The 22,001-nt window shown below is 41.9% G+C and carries 20 protein-coding genes and 4 pseudogenes; 21 read left to right on the plus strand and 3 right to left on the minus strand.

The features are described 5' to 3' along the window. The first annotated feature begins 5 nt into the window (after positions 1 to 5). The 16 genes and pseudogenes from LIZ87_RS14635 to bsh all read left to right on the plus strand — a co-directional run bounded on the left by LIZ87_RS14635 (position 6) and on the right by bsh (position 17,099). A complete protein-coding gene (locus tag LIZ87_RS14635; RefSeq protein WP_227148107.1) occupies positions 6 to 377 on the plus strand; it encodes a chalcone synthase in 372 nt (123 codons plus the stop codon). Next, entirely contained in the window at positions 365 to 2,887 is a 2,523-nt protein-coding gene (gene pglZ / locus LIZ87_RS14640; protein WP_227148109.1) for a BREX-1 system phosphatase PglZ type A, read from the plus strand. Before LIZ87_RS14635 ends, pglZ begins: the two co-directional genes overlap by 13 nt. A 23-nt stretch (positions 2,888 to 2,910) precedes the next feature. Next, positions 2,911 to 5,031: a protease Lon-related BREX system protein BrxL gene (brxL, locus tag LIZ87_RS14645; protein WP_101871397.1), complete on the plus strand. Its 2,121-nt coding sequence runs from the start codon at positions 2,911 to 2,913 to the stop codon at positions 5,029 to 5,031. 58 nt (positions 5,032 to 5,089) lie between these two features. After that, positions 5,090 to 5,770: a GTP pyrophosphokinase gene (locus LIZ87_RS14650; RefSeq protein WP_227148111.1), complete on the plus strand. Its 681-nt coding sequence runs from the start codon at positions 5,090 to 5,092 to the stop codon at positions 5,768 to 5,770. Positions 5,771 to 5,805: 35 nt separating this feature from the next. Next, entirely contained in the window at positions 5,806 to 7,365 is a 1,560-nt protein-coding gene (gene cls / locus LIZ87_RS14655; RefSeq protein ID WP_008396523.1) for a cardiolipin synthase, read from the plus strand. A 196-nt stretch (positions 7,366 to 7,561) separates the two neighbouring features. Beyond that, positions 7,562 to 8,995 (plus strand): phospholipase D family protein, encoded by a 1,434-nt coding sequence (locus tag LIZ87_RS14660; protein ID WP_227148113.1) that lies wholly within the window; start codon positions 7,562 to 7,564, stop codon positions 8,993 to 8,995. Then, positions 8,974 to 9,684 carry a response regulator transcription factor gene (locus LIZ87_RS14665; protein WP_117526385.1) on the plus strand — a complete coding sequence of 237 codons (711 nt, stop codon included), beginning with the start codon at positions 8,974 to 8,976 and terminating at the stop codon, positions 9,682 to 9,684. The genes LIZ87_RS14660 and LIZ87_RS14665 overlap by 22 nt, the downstream gene beginning before the upstream one ends. Continuing rightward, the gene (locus tag LIZ87_RS14670; RefSeq protein WP_005929825.1) at positions 9,684 to 10,727 is read left to right on the plus strand and encodes a HAMP domain-containing sensor histidine kinase; all 1,044 of its coding nucleotides are present in this window, start codon (positions 9,684 to 9,686) and stop codon (positions 10,725 to 10,727) included. The genes LIZ87_RS14665 and LIZ87_RS14670 overlap by 1 nt, the downstream gene beginning before the upstream one ends. A gap of 33 nt (positions 10,728 to 10,760) precedes the next feature. Continuing rightward, positions 10,761 to 11,825, plus strand: coding sequence for an FUSC family protein (locus tag LIZ87_RS14675; RefSeq protein ID WP_005946426.1), 1,065 nt, complete (start codon positions 10,761 to 10,763; stop codon positions 11,823 to 11,825). Then, positions 11,815 to 12,386: pseudogene (locus LIZ87_RS14680) on the plus strand (CDP-alcohol phosphatidyltransferase family protein). Before LIZ87_RS14675 ends, LIZ87_RS14680 begins: the two are co-directional and overlap by 11 nt. Before the next feature lie 12 nt (positions 12,387 to 12,398). Then, positions 12,399 to 13,019, plus strand: a pseudogene (locus tag LIZ87_RS14685) (cation transporting ATPase C-terminal domain-containing protein); the annotation flags it as partial. Next, the gene (locus LIZ87_RS14690) at positions 13,019 to 14,236 is read left to right on the plus strand and encodes an AI-2E family transporter (protein WP_242651533.1); all 1,218 of its coding nucleotides are present in this window, start codon (positions 13,019 to 13,021) and stop codon (positions 14,234 to 14,236) included. The pseudogene LIZ87_RS14685 and the gene LIZ87_RS14690, both read left to right, overlap by 1 nt. A gap of 80 nt (positions 14,237 to 14,316) precedes the next feature. Beyond that, the gene (locus LIZ87_RS14695) at positions 14,317 to 15,189 is read left to right on the plus strand and encodes a DegV family protein (protein WP_008396538.1); all 873 of its coding nucleotides are present in this window, start codon (positions 14,317 to 14,319) and stop codon (positions 15,187 to 15,189) included. Between the two features lie 151 nt (positions 15,190 to 15,340). Further along, entirely contained in the window at positions 15,341 to 15,751 is a 411-nt protein-coding gene (locus LIZ87_RS14700; protein ID WP_101870663.1) for a transposase, read from the plus strand. Between the two features lie 154 nt (positions 15,752 to 15,905). After that, positions 15,906 to 16,088: pseudogene (locus tag LIZ87_RS22600) on the plus strand (hypothetical protein); the annotation flags it as partial. Positions 16,089 to 16,109: 21 nt separating this feature from the next. After that, entirely contained in the window at positions 16,110 to 17,099 is a 990-nt protein-coding gene (gene bsh, locus LIZ87_RS14705; RefSeq protein WP_008396540.1) for a choloylglycine hydrolase, read from the plus strand. A 155-nt stretch (positions 17,100 to 17,254) separates the two neighbouring features. Here bsh and LIZ87_RS14710 read toward each other — a convergent pair whose 3' ends face one another. Together LIZ87_RS14710 and LIZ87_RS14715 are read right to left on the minus strand one after the other, a co-directional pair. After that, positions 17,255 to 17,767: an ImmA/IrrE family metallo-endopeptidase gene (locus tag LIZ87_RS14710; RefSeq protein ID WP_008396542.1), complete on the minus strand. Its 513-nt coding sequence runs from the start codon at positions 17,765 to 17,767 to the stop codon at positions 17,255 to 17,257. A gap of 45 nt (positions 17,768 to 17,812) precedes the next feature. Further along, positions 17,813 to 18,292, minus strand: coding sequence for a helix-turn-helix domain-containing protein (locus LIZ87_RS14715; RefSeq protein WP_227148115.1), 480 nt, complete (start codon positions 18,290 to 18,292; stop codon positions 17,813 to 17,815). Between the two features lie 138 nt (positions 18,293 to 18,430). On the opposite strand from LIZ87_RS14715, the gene LIZ87_RS14720 reads away from it, so the two are divergent. The 5 genes from LIZ87_RS14720 to LIZ87_RS14740 all read left to right on the plus strand — a co-directional run bounded on the left by LIZ87_RS14720 (position 18,431) and on the right by LIZ87_RS14740 (position 21,500). Then, positions 18,431 to 19,666, plus strand: a complete 1,236-nt coding sequence (locus LIZ87_RS14720) for a DNA polymerase Y family protein (RefSeq protein ID WP_227148118.1) — start codon at positions 18,431 to 18,433, stop codon at positions 19,664 to 19,666. Between the two features lie 81 nt (positions 19,667 to 19,747). Then, positions 19,748 to 20,008: a hypothetical protein gene (locus LIZ87_RS14725; RefSeq protein WP_013274265.1), complete on the plus strand. Its 261-nt coding sequence runs from the start codon at positions 19,748 to 19,750 to the stop codon at positions 20,006 to 20,008. Next, positions 20,005 to 20,736 (plus strand): ImmA/IrrE family metallo-endopeptidase, encoded by a 732-nt coding sequence (locus tag LIZ87_RS14730; protein ID WP_227148120.1) that lies wholly within the window; start codon positions 20,005 to 20,007, stop codon positions 20,734 to 20,736. The genes LIZ87_RS14725 and LIZ87_RS14730 overlap by 4 nt, the downstream gene beginning before the upstream one ends. Beyond that, positions 20,733 to 20,993 (plus strand): hypothetical protein, encoded by a 261-nt coding sequence (locus tag LIZ87_RS14735; RefSeq protein WP_008396552.1) that lies wholly within the window; start codon positions 20,733 to 20,735, stop codon positions 20,991 to 20,993. The genes LIZ87_RS14730 and LIZ87_RS14735 overlap by 4 nt, the downstream gene beginning before the upstream one ends. Positions 20,994 to 21,209: 216 nt before the next feature. Then, positions 21,210 to 21,500, plus strand: a complete 291-nt coding sequence (locus LIZ87_RS14740; protein ID WP_002576367.1) for a helix-turn-helix domain-containing protein — start codon at positions 21,210 to 21,212, stop codon at positions 21,498 to 21,500. A 265-nt stretch (positions 21,501 to 21,765) separates the two neighbouring features. On the opposite strand, the pseudogene LIZ87_RS22920 reads toward LIZ87_RS14740, so the two are convergent. Beyond that, positions 21,766 to 21,948 (minus strand): annotated as a pseudogene (locus LIZ87_RS22920) (ATP-binding protein); the annotation flags it as partial. Positions 21,949 to 22,001: the final 53 nt, after the last annotated feature.

The following is a 22,001-nucleotide window of genomic DNA, read 5'->3' on the forward strand; positions in this document are numbered from 1 at the left end:
GGAAAATGCAAAATCACTGGACAAAGGATGATGTCGCGGCGGCATGGCAGCGTTTTGAACGTACATATGCCCATGATCCGGTGGCATACCGCTTCCTCTGCGGTCATTGTATTCAAGATGAAACCGATGAAGATGCGTTGGATTACAATATCATTGGTGTCTGGCTAGTCTGTCATAGAAAATATCGTGACTGGTCAACCGAGAAATCCTATGATCTGGCATGGATACTGAAATTTATGCAGGCGTATCACATGACGATTCCACGGTACATCAAAAGAACAAAGTTCTACCGGAAAAAGATGAAGCTATTGCTGAGTTCTCTTGTAAGAGATAAAGACCAATCACAGGAAAAAAGGACAATGATATGGCAGAATTGAACCTGAAACAAATTATAGACCGCCTGAATGCGGAATTTACCGGAGAGACCCGGAAACTGGTTTTCTGGTACGATGATAAGGCAGAATTTGCCGAGGATATGGAGACAGTTGAGCTTCAGAATGCGAAGATCTACCATCTCCAGCCGGATAACCAGTTCTATACAAAGTATTTTCTGGAGCGTGTGGATAAGACCACGAATTATCTGATCTATGCACCGTTTCCGAAGCCGGATGTAAGGGACAACCATCTGGAAGACACAATGCTGTATTCCAGACGGTTCTTTGCTGACCGTGCCTCCCTGCTGTCGGTTGACCTGGGTATTGAGGAAAAGTACAAGCCGGTTATTGAGAAGCACATCAAGTTTTTCGCCAACAAAGAGCGCACTCAGCGGTTCTATGATTTGGAAATCGAAAACTTCAATGAAGAAAATATCCTTGTCGGTCTGCTAAGTGCAGTCTGCAAGGCGCGTACCTGCTCTTTTGAGGAAGTCGTGCGCATCGTGTTGACAGATGGCGAGTTGGTGGACAATGCTTTCTTGCAGGAGTTTGAAAAATACGACCTGCTGTCTGCATTCTGGCAGCTCTGTGAGCAGCATTTCGGATACACCGATACAAAACCGAGTTTGGAACGGCTGCTGGTAACATTGTTCGTTACTTATACTGGGCGATATGTGCAGGCAGAGCTTCCGGCAGCATGGAGGAGCTTTGTCTCCTACAAGTCCGGTAATATCATCGCATTTCTCGATAGCTTGATGAACAGCGTCCTGTACCGGGACAAATACGATGCTCTGTCGGCGCACGTTGCCAAGGGTCTGAATGTTCTTTCGGCATTTGCAGGAATGCGAGTGGACGATTTGATGGAGTGCGATACTTTCCTTGCCGTGGATCAAGTGCTGGTAAAGTGGCTCATTAGCAGACTTGTTTCGGAAGATATTGGTGCAATCGTAAACGGATTTACCATTCCGGAACTCTGTGAAAAACGGGCTAAAATGCACTTTGGAAGAAAAACCGGGAAGACGTATCAGCTGCTTTTTAGTGCGTACAACATGGTGAAGGAAGCGGATTACCATGCCGCAGATGGCTTAAAGCCAATTATCGACCGATATCTTGCTGCGGATTACAATATGGATCAGCAGTATCGAAAATTCTACTATTATTACGACCAGCTGGAGAGCACGGAAAGCTTTGAGCCGCTTCGGGAACTGGTGGAAAATATCTACACGAACGAATATCTGGCTTGCCTGCTCCCTGCCTGGAATGCTGGAATCCAGCAGGATGCCGCATTTTCGGTAATTCCGTTGCAGCGAGATTTTTACAATGCCAATCTGCGATATACCAAAGAACGCACCGTGGTCATCATTTCGGATGCCATGCGTTACGAGGTCGGACAGGAGTTGTTTGCCAGAATGCAGGATGACCCGAAATGCACGGCAAAACTTTCTGTACAGTTGAGTGTTCTTCCGTCTTATACGAGGCTCGGTATGGCAGCACTTTTGCCACATAAGACACTGGAAATGACGGATGATTTTCAGGTACTGGCAGATGGTATCCTTTGCGATAATCTGGCAGGTCGGCAGCAGGTGCTGCAAAGCTATAACCCGGATAGTGTCTGTGTACAGTTCGATGATATCAAAAATCTGAAAGTGGCAGAGCTGCGAGATGTGCTGACAAAACGTCAGATCATCTATGTATACCATAATCAGATCGACGCGCGTGGAGACAAGGCAAATACCGAGGATGAGGTGTTTAATGCGTGTGAGGAAGCCGTTCAGGAAATTATGGATCTGATTCATAGAATCTCCGTTAGCGGCAACACCTATCATTTTATCGTTACTGCCGATCATGGCTTTATTTATAAGCGTGATAAGCTGACAGAAAGTGACAAAATCTCCGGGAAAAGCGCGGACAAAGCATTTGTCAATCGCAGATTTATTGTGTCCAAGGCGGCACTGGGAGATGATGGCATCGACCATATGAGCATGGGACGCATTCTGGGGAACGAGGACAGCAAGATGGTGTCCTATCCTGTCAGCAGTAATGTCTTTAAGGTGGCCGGAGGCGGTGCTAACTATGTGCATGGCGGTTCCTCACCGCAGGAAATGCTGGTGCCGGTGCTGGAGTTTAAGATGGAACGCGGTCACATGGAAACAAAGAATGCAGAAATTGCTCTGGTCAGCATCGTCCATAAGATCACGAACCTGATCACTTCCATGGACTTTATCCAGTCGGATGCAGTCAGTGATACTGTAAAAGCGGCAAAATACCGTATTTTCTTCCTCTCGGAAGACAATGAGAAAATCTCGAACGAAAACAGCTATGTGGCGGACAGTCGCGAGGAAAATGCGCAGAAGCGTATCTTCCGGATGCGTTTCACATTCAAGAATAAGAAATACGACAAGGACAAGCAATATTACCTTGTGGTTTATGACGAAGAAAGCGGTCTGGAGCAGTGGAGGCAGCCTGTCATCATGGACATTGCCTTTGCAGATGACTTTGGATTCGGATTCTGATACAGAGGAGGCAGGAATTCCGTATGGAAATGATGGATATGGCGGCAGACGATACCCGTGAAGAACTGCGCCGGAAGCTGCGCAGCAACTTTGACGGTCGGATCGTCCGCAAAGACCTGACAAAGAAAATAAAAGAAGGAGCGAATGTTCCGGTCTATGTGCTGGAGTTCCTGCTGGGTCAGTATTGTAGTTCAGACGATGAGACAATCATTGAGCAGGGCGTTCAGAATGTGAAACGCATTCTGGCAGACAATTTTGTCCGCCCGGATGAGGCTCAGAAAATTCTCTCCCAGCTACGCAAGAACGGGAGTCATACCATTATTGATATGGTAACAGTACATCTGGACATCAAAAAGGATTGCTTTTTTGCAGAGTTCTCTAACCTTGGTCTCACCAATGTGCCGATTACGGATGATTATCCGGAAAAATATGACCGGCTGCTTTGCGGCGGTATCTGGTGCATCGTGCAGCTGGAATATGAGTCTGAGGGAGACAGCAGCTTTGGAATCACGGATATAGATGGACAGCCGATTTCCTCTAAACAGAAAAAGCAGAAGGATATCTCTCCCATCAGCATCCATAAGCTGACTCCGATTCAGATGCCCCATATCGACATTGAAGAAGTTCGAGAGGGACGCAAGGCATTCACACAGGAAGAGTGGATGGATGTTATGCTGCGTTCCTGCGGATATGAGCCGGAACAGCTGAACAATCGGGAAAAGTGGCTGCTGCTTGCGCGTATGTTACCGCTGGTGGAGAACAACTTCAATCTCTGTGAGTTGGGGCCGCGCAGCACAGGCAAGTCCCATATCTATAAAGAAATCAGTCCGAACAGTATCCTGGTATCCGGTGGTCAGACGACCGTTGCAAATCTGTTTTACAATATGGGGCGCAAAACCGTAGGTTTGGTAGGCTTATGGGACTGCGTTGCCTTTGATGAGGTTGCCGGAATCAAGTTTAAGGACAAAGACGGCATTCAGATTATGAAAGACTATATGGCTTCCGGCTCCTTTGCCCGCGGCAAAGAGGAAAAGGCAGCATCGGCTTCTATGGTCTTTGTAGGAAACATCAATCAGAGCGTGGATGTGTTGCTTAAGACTTCCTCTCTGTTTGACCCGTTCCCGCCGGAGATGGGAACGGACACCGCCTTTCTTGACCGTCTGCATTGCTACATTCCAGGCTGGGAGATTCCGAAGTTCCGTCCGGAGCATTTTACCAATGATTACGGCTTTATCACGGATTACTTGGCAGAGTTTATCCGAGAACTGCGGAAAGAACAGTATGGTGATGCGTTGGATAAGTATTTCCGCCTTGGAAAGAACCTGAACCAGCGCGATACGATTGCTGTCCGCAAGATCGTAGGCGGCTATGTGAAATTGCTGTATCCGGATGGAGAATTCACGAAGGAACAGATTGAAGAAATTCTTGTATTTGCGCTGGAAATGCGCCGTCGCGTCAAGGAGCAGCTGAAAAAGCTGGGTGGAATGGAGTTCTATGATGTGAACTTCAGCTATATCGACCTTGATACCTTTGAAGAAAAATTTGTTTCCGTGCCAGAGCAGGGCGGCGGCAAACTCATTCCTGATGGTATCTGCAATCCTGGACAGGTATATACCGTAAGTCAGGGTAAGTCCGGTATGATCGGTGTATTCCGCCTCGAAAGCCAGATGCTGCCCGGCAACGGAAAATTTGAACGTACTGGCCTTGGCAGCGACCGTGACTGCAAGGAATCCACGAATACGGCGTTCAATTTCCTGAAAGCAAACGGAAATCGAATCAGTGGCAGCATCAGCACCACGATGCGGGATTACATCATCAACTATCAGGATTTGCAGGGCATTGGCATGACTGGAAAGCTGGCATTGCCTACATTGATTGCACTATGCAGCATCGCTCTTGGACGGCCTACAGTCAGTACACTTGCCGTGCTGGGAGAAATCAGCATCAGCGGCACGATTCTGAAAGTGGACGAGCTTGCCAATAGTTTGCAGGTGTGCCTCGATAGCGGAGCAAAGAAAGTGCTGCTTCCGATTACCAGTGCAGCAGACCTTGGCACTGTGCCGCCGGAGCTGGTGGGGAGTTTTAATCTGATTTTCTACAGCAGTGCGGAAGATGCGGTGTTTAAGGCGTTGGGGGTAGAGTAACAGGTCTCTGAATGAAAGAATGTTTTGAAATCAGGGATGAGGTAGAAAGGAAAGTTCCATGACAAAAGATGAAGTAAAAAAACTCAGGATGGACAGTCCGGAATCACTACAGTTTTTAAATAATGCTACAAAATTTTATAATTTAATGATGATGTATCGTTGTGCTATTCGGGAGATACAAACTAAGCTTGAGGTTTTGGATGATGAATTTTCAGTTGAGAACAATCGAAATCCTATTTCTTTTATAAAAACAAGAATTAAGAAGCCCAATAGTATTTACAATAAACTGCAGAAGATGGGATATGAATTTACAACAGAAAATATACAGACATATCTCAATGATGTAGCAGGCGTTCGAATAGTTTGTGCGTTTATTGACGATATTTATATGATATCAGATTTGATTACCAAACAGGATGATATTAAAGTTATTGAAATAAAAGATTATATAAAAAATCCAAAATCGAATGGTTATCGAAGCTATCATATGATTGTTGAAATACCAGTATTTTTTGCTAAGGGTAAAACACCTATGCGTGTAGAATTACAGATTCGAACCAATGGTATGGATTTCTGGGCAACATTGGAACATCAACTTCGCTATAAAAAAGGAATTGAAGAAATGCCTGGCTATGATGAGATAAGTGAAGAATTACTTCATTCTGCAAAAGCTATCATTGAAGCAGATAATGAAATGCAGAGAATAAAAGACAAAATTGGTATGTTCCACGAAATTTAGGGAGAAAACTGAGCAAGTAGGAAGGCGGAATATATATGAAACAAGATACTTTAGAGGGCAAAGCAAAAACAAAAAATGGGGTAAAACGGCTGTGTTTTTCCATAGTCTGCATTCTTCTAGAAGTAGTTTTTATTATTACTATTGTAACACGCTTAAATGAATATGCAGAAATCATAAATCTATTTACAAGGATTTTAAGTGGAATTTTAGTTTTGGGATTGTATGCATCAGATAAGACATCCTCTATGAAAATGCCTTGGGTCATCTTAATTCTAATTTTCCCAATTATGGGTGTAGGCCTGTATTTGTTGATTGGTTTGAATGGCGGCACACATAAAATGCGTGAGCGATATGCAGAAATTGATAGCAAATTGTTACCAATGCTTTCCGATAATCAGGAGTGCTTAAACAGAATAAACGAAACGATTCCGAAGGCAGGAAATATTGCAAGTTATATACAAAGAAATTCGCAGTATCCAATCTATCAGAATACGGATATTGTGTATTTTGATGAAGCAGTGAAAGGATTAGAGGCACAGCTTAAGGATTTGGAGAAAGCACAAAAGTTTATCTTTATGGAATATCATGCGATAGAAGACGCTGAAGCATGGCATAAGATTCAAGATGTTCTGGAAGAGCGAGTAAAAGCAGGTGTGGAAGTTAGAGTATTCTACGATGATATGGGTTCTATAGGCTTTATTAACACAGATTTTGTGAAAAAAATGGAGGCAATAGGAATTCATTGCCGTGTATTCAATCCGTTTATGCCAGGTTTAAATCTGTTTTTGAACAATCGTGATCATAGAAAAATAACAGTTATTGATGGAAAAGTCGGATTTACAGGTGGATATAATCTAGCAAACGAATATTTTAATTACACACACCCGTATGGACAGTGGAAAGATACAGGTATTCGTTTAGAAGGAGATGCTGTTCAGTCGCTTACAGTGACATTTTTAGAAATGTGGAATGCTGTTAGTGAAAAAGCTACGAATGATACTGATTTTAGTAAATACATTATTCATTACGATTATAAAGCACAGCAAACAGGTTTTGTTCAGCCTTATGCAGACAGTCCTATGGATAATGAGCAGGTCGGAGAAGAAGTTTATATCAGTATGATAAATAAAGCTGAAAAATATTGTTGGTTTATGACTCCATATCTAATCATAACAGATGAAATGACGCATGCGTTATGTCTGGCTGCTAAGCGAGGGGTAGACGTAAGAATTATCACACCTGGTATCCCTGATAAAAAATTCATTTATAATGTAACTCGTTCTTTTTATCATGGATTAGTTAAACATGGTGTTCGTGTTTATGAGTGGACTCCTGGTTTCTGTCATGCAAAAATGAGTGTGGCAGATGACTGTATGGCAACTTGTGGAACAATTAATTTGGATTATCGAAGTTTATATCACCATTTTGAAAACGGCTGTTTTATGGCAGATTGTCAGGCAGTTGTGGAAATAAAAAATGATCTGATAAGAACGATGGGAGAATGTCGTGATGTGACAGACCAATATCAAACCGGACGAAGTGCATATTTGCGACTGGGACAATTATTTATGAGATTATTTGCTGGATTGCTATAAGAATCTGATGAAACGACCTTTCAAAAAACAGTTGATTTAGAAGTTAACTGTTTTTGAAAGGCCGTTTTTGCTATATCTAACAGTCTGTTGTACAAAGAAGATTTTGCATGGATGAAAAAACAAACCTTGTTGAGGTTGAATTGAGGCTGACTTTGTATTGTATAGACATAAGATGAAAAAAGTCAGGTGATGTGCGATGGGAAAACGTAAGATATTTAAAATTGTTTTTGCTATACTGTCAATTTTTTTATGTGTGGCTTTTTATGAATTGCTCGGAATCTGCGTTGCATATAAAAAGCAGCCGGAAGTGTCCAATACAACCAAAAAAGAAACAAAAAATGGGTCATGGAACGAATGCAGTGAAAATACAGAACGGGCAGTAATCATAGAAAAGAATCCAGAAGCGCTTTTACAAAGAGTGCGTTTGATCAAGAATGCAAAAAAGGAAATTATTCTTTCTACTTTTGCATTTCAATCCGATGAAAGTGGAAAATTGATCTTAGGAGCACTGCATGATGCGGCAGACAGAGGTGTACATATTCGTCTGTTAGTAGATGGAATGGAGAGCTGGATTGATATGGAAGGAAATCCGTATTTCTATGGATTATCTTCCCATGAGAATGTTGAAATTAAACTGTATAATAAGGCCAATCCGTTGAAACCATGGAAGATGATGGGGAGAATGCATGATAAATATTTGATTGCAGATGGTAAGACATATATTCTTGGTGGAAGAAATACATACAATTATTTCTTGGGTGATTTTCTGGGACATAAGAACTATGACAGAGATGTGTTAGTGGTTTGCGATGAACCTGAGAAAGAAAATTCAGTTAATCAGTTGTTAGAGTATTTTGAAACGATATGGGAACAAGAAGACAGTGGTTATTTTCATGACAATAAAAAACTGGCAAATAGAAAATCTGTAAAGAACGCAGTTTTAGAGCTGCAGAACGGCTATCAGAAATATTTTGAAGAGAATAAGGAAAGAATCTGCGATACCGATTACACGGACGAAACTTTTGAGACAGAAAAGATTGCATTAGTGTCAAATCCTATCCACACAGGTCCCAAGGAACCAGTAGTCTGGTATCAACTGGGAGAACTAATGAAAAATGCAAAAGAGCGCGTGAAAATTCATACACCATATATTATCTGCAATGATATGATGTCTAATACATGGAAAGAGATTGCGGAGAGAGTTCCGGATTTTTCTATCATGACCAATTCGGTTGCCAACAATGGAAATCCATTTGGAGCTGCCGATTATGCGAAAAACAGAAATAGAATCTTAAGTACAGGAATTAATATCTGGGAATATGAAGGCGGTTATTCATACCACGGAAAAAGTATTCTGATTGACGATGATCTGTCTGTAATCGGTTCCTTTAATATGGACATGAGAAGTGCATATCTGGATACGGAACTGATGCTTGTAATTCGCAGTAAAGATATTAATAAACAGTTGGAAGAGGGCATGATGGAATATGAAAGAGTGTCCCGCCAGGTATTGGAAGATGGAACCTATCGTGATCCATATCATGTAGAGCCAATCGAATTAACAAAGAAACGTCAGAGAAAAATATTTTTGGTACAGCATCTGCTTGGATGGGCAAGGTATCTGTTTTAATAAGGAGGAAGGAAAACGTGTTTCAAATATTGATTGTAGAAGATGATAAAGAATTAAGCCAGCTATTCCAAAAAGTGCTTGAGAAGAATGGATATCAAGTCAAAAGTGCATCGGATGGAGCACAGGCATTAGACGTATTGGTTAAGGAATATATTGATCTGATCATTTCTGATATTATGATGCCGGTTATGGATGGTTATGAACTGGTGTCGGAACTCCGTTCAGCAGGATATCAGATACCTGTACTTATGATCACTGCGAAAGGTTCCTTTGATGATATGCGCCAGGGATTTCTTTCGGGAAGTGACGATTATATGGTAAAACCGGTAAATGTGAATGAAATGGTTTTAAGAGTCGGAGCACTGCTTCGCCGTGCACAGATACTGAATGAACACAAAATTGTGATCGGTTCAACAGAGTTTGATTATGATGCAATGACGGTTACAACTGATAAGGAAAGTCTTGTTTTGCCTAAAAAAGAATTCCTGCTTTTATATAAGCTTGCAGCTTCGCCAGGCAGAATATTTACAAAACAACAGTTGATGGATGAAGTATGGGGATACGAGACGGAGGCGGACCCACATACGATAGAGGTACATATAGGAAGAATCAGGGAGCGTTTGAAAGATAACCCTGATTTTGAAATCGTAACAATGCGTGGAATTGGATACAAGGTGGTGAAAAAATAATGGAACAAAAGAAAGAAAAAGGATTGCGGATCCGATCCTGTCTGACTGGTGCAATCTGGCTGGCACTTGTATTTTCAACAGTCATATCTGCTTTATTATTTGCTTTTTTGAATCATTTTTTTAATCTGCCGGGCAGCATACCTGTGCTTGGCTGGCTTTTGATTTTCAATACATTGATTGCAGGGCTGATCACTTCCTTTATTAATGCAAAGTTACTGGAACCAATTACAAGACTTAGTAAAGCAATGAAGGAAGTTTCTCGGGGAGATTTTGAACAGCATTTGGAAACGAATAGCCGTATAGCAGAAGTTGGAGAATCTTATCAAAGTTTTAACGTTATGACAAAAGAACTTCGTGCAACAGAGGTGCTGCAGATGGATTTTGTATCTGATGTTTCTCATGAGTTTAAGACCCCGATTAATGCCATTGAAGGATATACAATGCTGCTTCAGGGAGAAGAACTGTCTCCGGATCAAGAGGAATATGTAGAAAAAATCTTATTTAACACCCAAAGACTTTCCGGATTGGTTGGTAATATTTTGCTGTTATCCAAGTTAGAGAATCAGAACATACCAATGAAAAAAACAGAATATCGTCTGGATGAACAGATCCGCCAGGCAGTTCTTTCATTGGAAACAAAATGGACAGAAAAAGAAATTGGTTTTCAGGTAGAATTGGAGGAAGTTAAATATACTGCGAATGAAGGACTTTTTATGCATATCTGGATAAATCTTTTAGATAATGCGATTAAGTTCAGCCCTTCAAAGGGGACAATTACGATGTTTCTGAAACAAGAACAGGATTCTGTTAAGTTCATTCTGGAAGATGAAGGACCAGGAATAGAGGATGATGTAAAATCCAGAATATTTGACAAGTTCTATCAGGTAGATGGATCTCATAAAGCAGAAGGAAATGGCCTAGGTCTTGCACTTGTAAAACGGATTGTAGATAGTGCCGGAGGAACAATCAAAGCAGAAAACCGTGAATATGGTGGATGCAGATTTGTTATAGAGCTGCCAAAGCAGAAAGATGAGATTATCTAGTTTTAAGATAAATTAGAAGATGAGAGGATTTATATGACATTTTATCAGGAGTTGCAGTTAAATCAGGCAGGTTCTAAAAACCTGTTGAAAAAGAGTGAAACACTAAAAGAAAAACTATATCATATGTGGGTATATCTGGTGAAGATAGCTGCTACAATGGCATTTTGTTTTTTCTTTGTTAGTATTTTCAGCATCCTATTTGGAAATGAGAACAGCATTGTAGGTGTAGTAGTCTTATTATGTCTCATGGTGTTTAGGAATGCGGATCTGGGGATCCACACCGGACAATCTACGATGCTTTTGGCTTTGTTCTTTGTAATTATGACTGTATGTCCGCATTTAGCAAATCAGTTTTCACCGGTATTGGGAATGCTGTTAAATATTGCGGCACTGGCTGTGTTGATTCTGTTCGGATGCCATAATCCATCCATGTTTAATCAATCTACATTGGTTCTTGGGTATCTGCTGCTATATGGTTATGATGTTACGGGAAAAAGCTATCAGATGCGATTAGTCGGAATGGCTTTAGGTGCAGCACTTACCTGCTTCGTATTTTATCGAAATCATAAAAACAGAACTTATAAAAGAAATCTGAAAGATCTGATACAAGAATTTGATATCACTTCTTCCAGAACAAAATGGCAGATATGTCAGATTTTATGCGTACCGATTGTCCTTTGCATTGCAGAACTTTGTAATATGCCACGTGCAATGTGGGCTGGTATTGCGGCCATGTCCGTGATTTTGCCGTCTATGGAAGATATGCACTACAGAGTCCGTAAAAGGATTGTCGGAAATATTGCAGGTGTTATATGTTTTACAGTATTATATTTTCTGCTTCCTTCGTCAATCTATGCATATATAGGAATTCTTGGTGGAATCGGTGTAGGATTTTCAGCACAATATGGCTGGCAGGCAGTATTTAACACATTTGGTGCTTTAGCCATTGCTGCAGAGACATATGGACTACAAGGAGCGGTTAGTCTTAGAGTGAGTCAAAATGTTTTTGGTGTTGTGTTTGCTTTAGCATTTTGTGTTATATTTTATTGGTTTATGCCTAAAAAAAAGGAAAGTGAGGTGACCGTACATGCAGAGTGAAGTGAATAAGGAAGAAAATTTGAATAGAATTATTACGGTTCCTAATCTTCTTTCTTTTTTCGGCTTTGTCTGATTCCGGTAATTATATGGAGTTATTGTGTAAAGAAAAATCCTCTGTTAGCTGGTGAAATCTTATTGCTGTCTGGTCTTACGGATCTTGCTGATGGATATATCGCAAGAAGATTCCATAGGATTAGTAATTTAGGAAAAATACTTGATCCGGTGGCTGATAAGCTGACACAGGCAGCGATGTTAATCTGTCTGTTTACTCGTTTTCCGCATGTGCTTCTTTTAATCGTAATAATGGCAGGTAAGGAGCTGTATATGGTAGTCAGTGGATGTCTTGTGATACAAAAGACAGGAAAAGTACATGGTGCAGACTGGCATGGAAAGATAGTAACCTTTTTATTATATGGAACTGCAGCGGTGCATATTATATGGTTCCACATTACACCGATGGTATCAGATCTGTTGATTGGTTTGTGCGCTATAATGATGGTCATATCGGTCGCTCTGTATATTATCCAGAATACCAGGACTCTTAAGGAAGAGACTGTATAAGCAATTTTATATGCGATACAGTTTCTTTTGTCAGGAAATTTCGGAGCAATTTTAACCGTTCTTTGTTCATCGGTTGCAGGACTTCCGGTGCCATTTGCACCAGTACATTTACTCTTCATTAATCTTTTGACGGATAGTCTTCCGGCAATTGCGTTAGGCTTAGAGCCGGATAGAAGTGAAGTGATGAGTGAAAAACCGAGATTGGCAGATGAGTCGATATTGACAAAAGATTTTCTTAGCAAAATCGGTCTGGAAGGTTTGGTAATTGGAGCAATGACAATGATCAGTTTTTTGACAGGATACAACCAGAATGGTACATTGCTTGGAAGCACGTATGCTTTTGGAACTCTTTGTCTGGCACGTTTGTTTCATGGATATAATTGCAAATCAGATCATCCGGTCATTTTTACAAAAGGTCTCTTTCATAACAAGTGGCTTCAGGGAGCATTTGTGTTAGGTGCAGTACTCATTACAACAGTACTGACGGTTCCTGGTTTCCATAACTTATTCAAAGTGGAAACGTTGAATCTGATGCAGCTTGGATGTGTATATTTATATGCTTTTGCAAGCCTTCTGATTATTCAATTACTTAAGTGTATACGTATGAAACTAAGAAAAAGAGGGGAAAGATAGTGGATTTAAGTAGATGTTCTATGAAAAAAATTCGAGAACTGATTGTGTTTACGGCATTTCTTGTAGTTGCTTTGTGGAAATTCGATGTGGTGATTGAAGTGCTGAAGTCAATATGGAAAATTGTGTTTCCTTTTGCGCTTGGTGGTGCAATTGCCTTTGTGATTAATGTACCAATGAGTTTCCTAGAAAAGAAAATGCTCGGAAAGATAAAAGAAAATAATAAAATAGGAAAAAAAGCTGCGAGACCGATAAGCCTGCTTCTTACAATTATATTGGTAGCAGGTGTCATTATATTGGTAATGTTTGGTGTGATTCCACAGCTTACACAGACCATGGGAAATCTGATGACGAGTATTTCAGATTTTATTCCACAGATGCAAAACTGGATTCGAGAATTTTCACATGATAATCAGGATATTATGAAATTGGTAGATCAGCTGCAGTTTCAGCCTGATCAGGCAATTAAATGGGGAATAAGTCTTCTTGGAAACGGAGTCGGAAATATGATGAATACGACGATGTCAGCAGTAGGTTCCATTGCCAGTGGATTAGCGACCTTTTTTATTTCGTTTTCCTTTGCATGCTATATTCTTTTTCAGAAGGAAAAATTACATTTACAGGTAAGAAAAGTGATTTTCGCTTTTATTCCAAAACAAAAAGCAGATGCAATTCTTAACATATGTTCGCTGACATATCGGACATTTGCAAATTTTCTTGCAGGGCAGTGTCTGGAAGCAGTAATTCTCGGAATGATGTTTGTTATCACGCTAAGTATTTTAAAAATGCCATATGCACTTTTAATTGGAATTTTGATCGCGTTTACCGCATTGGTTCCTATCTTTGGAGCCTTTATTGGCTGTGCCGTGGGAAGTTTTCTGATCTTTATGGTAAATCCAAAACAGGCAGTTTTATTTATTATAGTTTTTCTGCTTTTGCAGCAGATAGAAGGTAATCTGATCTATCCTCATGTGGTTGGCGGATCAGTAGGACTTCCATCAATTTGGGTACTGGCGGCAGTTACAATCGGCGGAAATCTTATGGGAATTATAGGTATGCTGATTTTCATTCCACTTGTATCGGTATTTTATACTATATTCCGGGAGTTCGTATATCTGCGCCTAAAAAAACAACATATAAAACGAGTAACGAGAACGGATGTGGAAGAGTATGCGGAGGAGGAAATTGCGTCATCCTTTATTGTGCCGAATGAAAAATAATGATTTGATACAAATATAAATGAAGTGTAATGCCGATTATTAAGACGTTATAAAAATAGATTACGAAGGAAGAAGATATTATGAAGAAAATAGGAATCATGACAGACAGCCACAGTGGAATTTTGAGTGAAGAAGCGCAGAGACTCGGAATTAAGGTACTACCGATGCCTTTTTATATCGGAGAGAAAGTGTATCGTGAAGGAGTAGATCTTTCCAGAGATGAATTTTATGATATGCTTCGAAAGGGCGTAGATGTATCTACATCTCAGCCGTCACCAACAGAAGTTATGGATATGTGGAAAGAGATGCTGAAAGAATATGAGGAGATTGTTTATATTCCTCTTAGCAGTGCTTTAAGCGGGTCCTGTATGACAGCAGAAGCCATGGCAAATGAAGATGAATTTGCCGGTAAGGTGTTTGTCGTAGATAACGGTCGTGTGGCAACCCCGATGCATCGTTCTGTTCTTGATGCAGTAGAAATGGCAAAAGAAGGATACAGTGTAGTCGAAATCAAGAAAATTCTTGAAGAAACCAGAGAAAAAATGACAATTTATATCGGGCTCAGCACACTGAAATATCTCAAAAAAGGAGGAAGAGTCAGCTCTGTGACAGCTTTGGCAGCAGATGTCCTGAATATCAAACCTGTTATGCATTTCAGCACAGGAAAGCTTGATATCTACCAGAAATGCCGTGGTATGAAGAAATCACGTAAAGTTATGATCGATGCAATGAAGCATGAGCTGGAAACGAATTTCCGAGAAGAATATGCTGCTGGTAAAGTGTACCTGATGGCGGCGTCCAGCAGTACCGATGAAGTGACAGAAGAATGGGTAAACCAGATTAAAGAAAGTTTCCCGGGAATGGAAGTCATGTGTGATAAACTTTCCTTCGGTTTGTCCTGTCATATCGGTCCGGATGGACTGGGAATCGGATGCACCTGTAAGCCAGTGTAAAAAACTGCTCCGGAGAAGATAAAATAAAAGATTAGGGTGTCAAAAGGTTTATAGCCTTTGATATAAATTTGTACCTTGAAAACTTAACACGATATGTAAAAACATTGGATTCTTTGGTAAAATGTAGGTAGCATTTTATGAGGTGATCTATATGTCTTTTGTTAAAAATGATAATCAACAGCTTACTGTTTTAGACAGTACTTTTAATCTTACAGAACGCGAAAAACGAATGTTAGAAAAATCATGGGCAAAAATTTTTGCAGACAAAGTTTTTCCTGCTATTGATGAAAATATTTTTTCTGTTCTTTACAGTAAAAAAGCATCCAGACCTAATACTCCGGTCAATGTGATTGTTGGGGCACTGATTCTTAAAGAAGCTCTTAATGTTACTGACGATGAGATCGTTGAAGCTATGGCATTTGATATCCGCTATCAGTATGCACTGCACACAACCAGTTTTGAAGAGCAGCCAATTAGTGACAGAACCCTCAGCAGGTTTAGAGCAAGAGTTCTTTCTTACGAAACAGAGCATGATGTTGATCTTTTCATGAATGTGTTGTAAAAATGGCAAAAGAAATATCTGATTTTATGGATATCACTCCGGATTGGCTTACTTGTTAACTGTTTTTTGTAATATTTTTAAAGTTTTTAGGTATAAAAACAGTGGCTTTCTATGACAGAAAACCACTAAAATGATGCTTAACTGAATGGCATTGCTTTATCACCACTTTGAAAATGGTTGTTTTATGGCGGATAGTCAGACAGTTTTGGATATAAGAGATGATCTGGGAGCAACCATGAATGAATGCAGGGAAGTGACCGAAAAGTACCGCACAGGACGGAGTGCATATTTACGGCTCGAACAGTTGTTTATGCGATTGTTTGCAGGATTATTATAGCAGAAAGAAGAGGTGTTCGATATGTGTACAGCAGCAACTTACAAAACAAAAGATTTTTATATGGGCAGAACGCTTGATTATGAATTTTCCTATGGGGAACAGATCACGATAACGCCAAGAAATTACGAATTTGATTTCCGGTTTGCCGGGAAGATAAAAAGCCATTATGCTTTGATCGGAATGGCATTTGTTGCAGAAGGTTATCCGCTTTATTATGATGCTGTTAATGAAAAAGGCCTTGGAATGGCAGGTCTTAATTTTGTCGGCAATGCGGCATATGAAGAGGCTTTGCCGGAAGATGAAACAGAAGTCAGCCAGGTGGCACAGTTCGAGTTCATCCCATGGATCCTTACACAGTGTGCTACTGTAGCAGAGGCGAGAGAGAAGCTGGCAGCAATGAGACTGACAGGTACAGCATTCAGTGAACAGCTGCCGACAGCACAGCTTCACTGGATCATTGCAGACAAAGACTCCTGTATCGTTGTTGAGTCTATGAAAGATGGGCTGCATGTATATGATAATCCGGTAGGAGTGCTTACCAATAATCCACCATTCCCGAGTCAGATGTTTGCACTGAATAATTATGCCGGAGTATCCAGAAAACAGCCGGAGAGTACTTTTGCAGGAGTATTACAGCTTGATGCATATAGCAGAGGAATGGGTGGAATGGGAATACCTGGAGATCTTTCCAGCCAGTCAAGATTTGTGAAAGTTGCCTTTACAAAATTAAATTCGATCTCCGGTGAAGAAGAGGATGAGAGTGTAAGTCAGTTCTTCCATATCTTAGGATCCGTAGATCAGCAGCGTGGATGCTGTGAGGTGACAGAAGGCAAATATGAGATCACGATATACACGTCCTGTTGTAATACAGCAAAAGGTATTTACTATTATACGACTTATGATAATCATCAGATCACAGCGGTTGACATGCATGCGGAAAATCTGGATTCAGATCAGCTGATCTGTTATCCGCTTCTGTCCAAGGGCGAAGTCAGATGGCAGAATAAATAATACGAAAATGCACGGAGAAAGCATAACGCAGAACAACAGGAGGACAATATCGAGATTGTATGGAATGCAGATGTTAGGTTGATAATTGTGCAAGCACCGCCTGCACAATTTGTGCAACAAAAAAGAGGAGCCAGTCCAGACTCCTCAAAGGTACGTTATTTCAAAAAGTTGCTCTTGTGTTCCAGCGCGTGCAGATTATAGCCAAGTGTAGCCAGGTGCGCTACCTTCAGCGCAACCAGATTGATGTCGGTGGACATCGCACTGGCGATCTGCTCGGCTGTGTATCCATACTCATAGATGTAACGAAGGACTTCATCGCTGTCCATCAGAATCTCTGCTGCTACGATGTTCGCTTCATATTCCGGTTTGGATTTCATATCGTAGAGCATGAACTCATGAATCGGGGTGGTTTTCGCCATATTCCGGTGAAGCTGATCATGCCCTAATTCATGTGCGCACACGATGCGCAGCATATTTTCATCCAGACTGTTATTCAGGAAAATAAAGCGATTTCGCTTAATCACCCGGTACATTCCCTTCAGGGAACCGAAATTTTCGCAAAGCATGACATTGATACCAAGCTGCCTTGCAATTTCAAAAGGGTCTCTGGAACCGCAGCGTTTTACCAGTTTCTCACCGACCCGTGAAAGCTGTTCCGCATTCATCATACCACCTCCAGTTTACAGTATAGCGAAAAGTGTGTACGATAAATATCACTGATCGGATTTTTTACGCCTCGTTTTCGGGGCGTATTTTTTATTGTTCTCTTTGGCAATCCAGTAGGCATCGGTCAGAGCTTTATAAGCTCCTTCGATGGCATCTTCGCTTAATTCGCCGCCAGCGAACATACCGGTCACTTCGCTGACCAGTTCTTCAATATCTTTCGCCGCTTTTGCGCCGCCTTTTTCATGAGCTTCTACGACATAGGTGCCGCTGCTTCCCAGCAGGTACTCAGTAGTAGTATTCAGCGCATCCGCAATCTTCTGGATCGTAACCATATTGGATGGTTTGCGGCTGCCAAGCTCATAATTCTGAATTGTGCGGGCGGTTACACCGGCCTTCTCTGCAAGTTCTACCTGAGTTAAATTGGCTTCTGCTCTTTTTTCTTTCAACCTTTCTTTGAAGACCATAGAAATACCTCTTTCTTTTTTGATAACGAACACGAACACTTTTTCATAAAAACCTATTGACACGAAAAACTGTGCTTGCTATAATGACGATGAAAACACGAAATACAATTCGTGTAATTATAGTATCACAAGAAATGCTGTGTGTCAATGCGTTCGTGAAAAGTTGTTCGTGCTTTCGCGAACGGAGAGGAGGAATACGAGATGCAAAGAGTGATCCTTCACTGTGATATGAATAATTTCTATGCCTCTGTCGAGTGTATGCTGAATCCGGAACTGAAGAACAAGCCGGTGGCAGTGTGTGGTTCTGTGGAGGAACGGCATGGTATCGTACTTGCGAAGAACTACGCAGCAAAGGCGTTTGGCGTTTCCACGGGAGAGGCAATCTGGCAAGCAAAGCAGAAGTGCCAGGATCTTGTGATCGTGGAGCCGCACTATGAGCAATATATAAAGTTTTCAAAGCTGGCTCGTGAAATATACGGTCGCTATACCGATCAGATCGAGCCGTATGGGATGGACGAATGCTGGCTGGATGTGACCGGAAGCGGCTGCATGGGAACCGGATTTGAAATTGCAGATGAGATTCGCAGAACCGTTAAGTTTGAACTGGGTCTTACGATTTCCGCAGGAGTGAGCTTCAATAAGATTTTTGCCAAGCTTGGGTCGGATATGAAAAAGCCGGATGCGATTACCTGTATTGAAGCAGATTCGTTCCGGGAGAAGATTTGGTGTCTTCCTGCCGCTGACTTGCTTGGAGTCGGCAGAGCGACCGAGAAAGTTCTATCTGGTTATGGAATTCATACGATTGGAGAGCTTGCTGCAACATTGGATGATTTCTTGAAGTGCCGCCTTGGAAAGAATGGACTGGCGATTAAGAAGTATGCCAATGGGCTGGATGATTCACCGGTTATGCGTTCCGATTATGTCTCTCCGGTAAAAAGCATTGGGCACGGGATAACGACCATGCAGGATTTGGAGAATAACGCCGAAGTCTGGTGTGTCATGCTGGAGCTGGTGCAGGAGATCGGAACCAAGCTGCGAACGCATAAAAAGAAAGCAGGCGGAATTGCAATTTCCATCCGCAACAATGAGCTTTTCACGAAGGAGTGGCAGTGCCGAATTAGCATTCCGACACAAAGCCCTACCTATCTGGCGAAAACCGCATTTTCTTTGTTTGCAAAGAATTATCAGTGGGAACACCCGATTCGTTCGATGACGGTTCGGGCAATCAACCTGTTTGAAGAGGATTGTCCGATACAATACGACCTATTCACAGATGTGAAATCACTGGATCGCCAGGAACGGCTGGACGCAGCGATTGAGCAGATTCGATTCCGATTCGGGAAAGATGCGATTAAAAATGGGGTACTTTTTCAGAAAAGCAAGATGCCGACAGAGCGAAAAGTGGATTTGGTCATGCCGACAGGAATGATTGGTTAATACAGCACCGGTAGAATCTGGTGAGTTCTTTGCTAAAAGAAGTCAACACATTCGCCGGTTTACAGAGGAGGAGCGTAGAATATGTCGGAACAGAAATGTAGAAAAGTATATGTACCTGTGAATTTGGATGTGGATGCGGAGGGAAATATCCGTCCGCGTCTGATTCGGTGGATTGACGGACGGGTGTATGAGATCGACCGATTGAAACATAAGTGCCGGGCTGCTTCCACGAAGGTAGGTGGCTGCGGAATCCGCTATACGGTCATGATCGGTGGGCATGAGAGTTTCCTGTACAACGAAGATGAAAAATGGTTCGTTGAAGCAAAGGAGCCGTGCCTATGATCCTTTCGCAGAAAAACATAGAAGAAATCGCTGTTGCAGTGATAAGAGATTTTCAAAAGTCCTTTTTCGGCAGCGAAGCAGATGTTCCGGCAAGATTCGCACTTCCGACACCCATTGACCAGTTTGCATCCGATTATCTGAACCTGAAGGTGTCATTTCAAAAGTTGTCCTCGGACGGAAGCATCTATGGTCTGACCGCGTATGTGGATACAGAATATCAGATTGAAGTCGATGGAAGTCAGAGGAGCATCTTCCTGAAAACCAATGATGTGGTTCTGGACAAGAGCTTCATTGAACCGGAGAATATACGGAAACTCTGCGGAAAACGCAGGTTTACGCTGGCACATGAGTGCGCTCACCAGATATTGTTTCAGCTGGATGCCGATGACCGAAAGATAGCCTGCCATAAGAGACCGGAAGTTAGGAAAAAAGGTTCCCGCGTTCTGAGAACGCAGGAAGATTGGAACGAATGGCAGGCCAATACGCTGGGAGCTGCCATTCTGATGCCTCAGTCAGAAGTGGATCGGGCGATGTGGTTCATCAACAGCAGAAAGCCTCTGACCTGTTATGGATGGCGTTTTTACGACAGTGACCAAGTGAAGATAGATACCTTCTGTGGTGTCTTTGGTGTTTCGAGATCAGCAGCAGCTATTCGATTGGAACAACTGGGCTATCTGAACCGGAAAAAGGATTATGAATATCGTGATCCATTGGAGGTGTGGCCATGAGCAGGAATATCAGAGTATCGGAACCATCTGCGGAAATGCAGATTAAAATCATCCGGGCAAAGGATGCGATTGCTTCGCAAAAGCCCAGGATTGTCAGGTGCCCTTATTGCCGACACAATTCAATCATCGTCTTTGAGGATACCAGAGGACATGTGCAGACCAAATGTAAGGCCTGCGGACGCGAGACCGTCTTCAATGTTTTGGAGATGAGAAGATTACGGAGATTGCAGCTCTACTATTCGTCTTTGAATGGTTGAGATGACAATAAATAACCCTATTAACACAATTTTATAAGTCATAGCTGTGCTGTGGAGCCGCTGACAGGCGAAGTCTTCCGAATGCCGCATGAGACAGAATTATGGGATACCCATGTTCTGTTTTATCGGCACAGGATTTTTCTTCACCGTCATGCGGCTCTTTTTTTGACCTTCCGTCGATCCGGTTCTGTACCGGCTGTGCGGAAGGAGAAACGTATGTATTTTGACGCAAAAGAGTTTGGTAAGAGACTTCACGATGTTCGCACTTCCCGTGGCATTACGCAGGAGGAACTGGCGGTTCGCCTGGGCCTGGCAAGCAAGCAGCATGTCAGCCGCATGGAGAACGGTGAACGCAGCTGCTCTATTGACTTGCTGATTGAACTGTCCTGCATCCTCCATGTCAGCACGGATTATCTTCTGATGGGCAGCGAGCCAAGCAAAGAGGAAGTCAAAAATGATCTTCTTAGTATTATTTCGGAGCTGTCTACGATTGCGAAAAAAATCTAAAAAGCATTAGGCGCAATATAACTGCTGACGGCGTAGAATCATGGTGGCTATCTTGGTGGATACCTTGATGGGTGTCATCCTCTAAGTTATCATGGGTTGCGTCATAGGACTTATCATTGGCTGTACCCATGATAGAGTGAGCATGAGTGATTTGAGCACCCTCACTGCCGTGGGCAATAAGGTGGATACAAAGATTCAAAACTTTGTGTGGGATGTCCGGCGATTTATCTTGCTCACTAACTTGGTCATTGACTAAGTTTTTCTGACTAAGTTGGTAATTTACATTTTTCAAGATGACTCTGAAATCTGTTGCCGTTGAGAAAATTTTCGGATTATATGCCGCTGTATATCCAGGCGGCTTTTCGGTTTCCCTGACGATTTTGCGTAGGCCGCTTCCATGACGCTCCATGTATTTCATGCGGTGGAACGGGTCAGCAATCACAGGGCTTGCCATATTGAACGGATACTTTTTAGTGTCAAAAGTAAATCAGAAAATAAAAA

It is taken from the genome of Lacrimispora sp. 210928-DFI.3.58 (assembly GCF_020554865.1).
Lineage (GTDB): Bacteria > Bacillota > Clostridia > Lachnospirales > Lachnospiraceae > Enterocloster.

Excerpts from the sequence above, each read along its gene's own strand:
- LIZ87_RS14675 (WP_005946426.1), top strand. The coding sequence starts at position 10,761 with ATGACATTTTATCAGGAGTTGCAGTTAAATCAGGCAGGTTCTAAAAAC.
- LIZ87_RS14710 (WP_008396542.1), bottom strand. The coding sequence starts at position 17,767 with ATGATGAATGCGGAACAGCTTTCACGGGTCGGTGAGAAACTGGTAAAA.
- LIZ87_RS14635 (WP_227148107.1), top strand. The coding sequence starts at position 6 with ATGCAAAATCACTGGACAAAGGATGATGTCGCGGCGGCATGGCAGCGT.
- LIZ87_RS14735 (WP_008396552.1), top strand. The coding sequence starts at position 20,733 with ATGAGCAGGAATATCAGAGTATCGGAACCATCTGCGGAAATGCAGATT.
- LIZ87_RS14665 (WP_117526385.1), top strand. The coding sequence starts at position 8,974 with ATGGGCAAGGTATCTGTTTTAATAAGGAGGAAGGAAAACGTGTTTCAA.
- LIZ87_RS14670 (WP_005929825.1), top strand. The coding sequence starts at position 9,684 with ATGGAACAAAAGAAAGAAAAAGGATTGCGGATCCGATCCTGTCTGACT.
- LIZ87_RS14730 (WP_227148120.1), top strand. The coding sequence starts at position 20,005 with ATGATCCTTTCGCAGAAAAACATAGAAGAAATCGCTGTTGCAGTGATA.
- LIZ87_RS14720 (WP_227148118.1), top strand. The coding sequence starts at position 18,431 with ATGCAAAGAGTGATCCTTCACTGTGATATGAATAATTTCTATGCCTCT.
- LIZ87_RS14725 (WP_013274265.1), top strand. The coding sequence starts at position 19,748 with ATGTCGGAACAGAAATGTAGAAAAGTATATGTACCTGTGAATTTGGAT.
- LIZ87_RS14700 (WP_101870663.1), top strand. The coding sequence starts at position 15,341 with ATGTCTTTTGTTAAAAATGATAATCAACAGCTTACTGTTTTAGACAGT.
- cls (WP_008396523.1), top strand. The coding sequence starts at position 5,806 with ATGAAACAAGATACTTTAGAGGGCAAAGCAAAAACAAAAAATGGGGTA.
- LIZ87_RS14660 (WP_227148113.1), top strand. The coding sequence starts at position 7,562 with ATGGGAAAACGTAAGATATTTAAAATTGTTTTTGCTATACTGTCAATT.
- pglZ (WP_227148109.1), top strand. The coding sequence starts at position 365 with ATGGCAGAATTGAACCTGAAACAAATTATAGACCGCCTGAATGCGGAA.
- bsh (WP_008396540.1), top strand. The coding sequence starts at position 16,110 with ATGTGTACAGCAGCAACTTACAAAACAAAAGATTTTTATATGGGCAGA.
- brxL (WP_101871397.1), top strand. The coding sequence starts at position 2,911 with ATGGAAATGATGGATATGGCGGCAGACGATACCCGTGAAGAACTGCGC.
- LIZ87_RS14740 (WP_002576367.1), top strand. The coding sequence starts at position 21,210 with ATGTATTTTGACGCAAAAGAGTTTGGTAAGAGACTTCACGATGTTCGC.
- LIZ87_RS14695 (WP_008396538.1), top strand. The coding sequence starts at position 14,317 with ATGAAGAAAATAGGAATCATGACAGACAGCCACAGTGGAATTTTGAGT.
- LIZ87_RS14650 (WP_227148111.1), top strand. The coding sequence starts at position 5,090 with ATGACAAAAGATGAAGTAAAAAAACTCAGGATGGACAGTCCGGAATCA.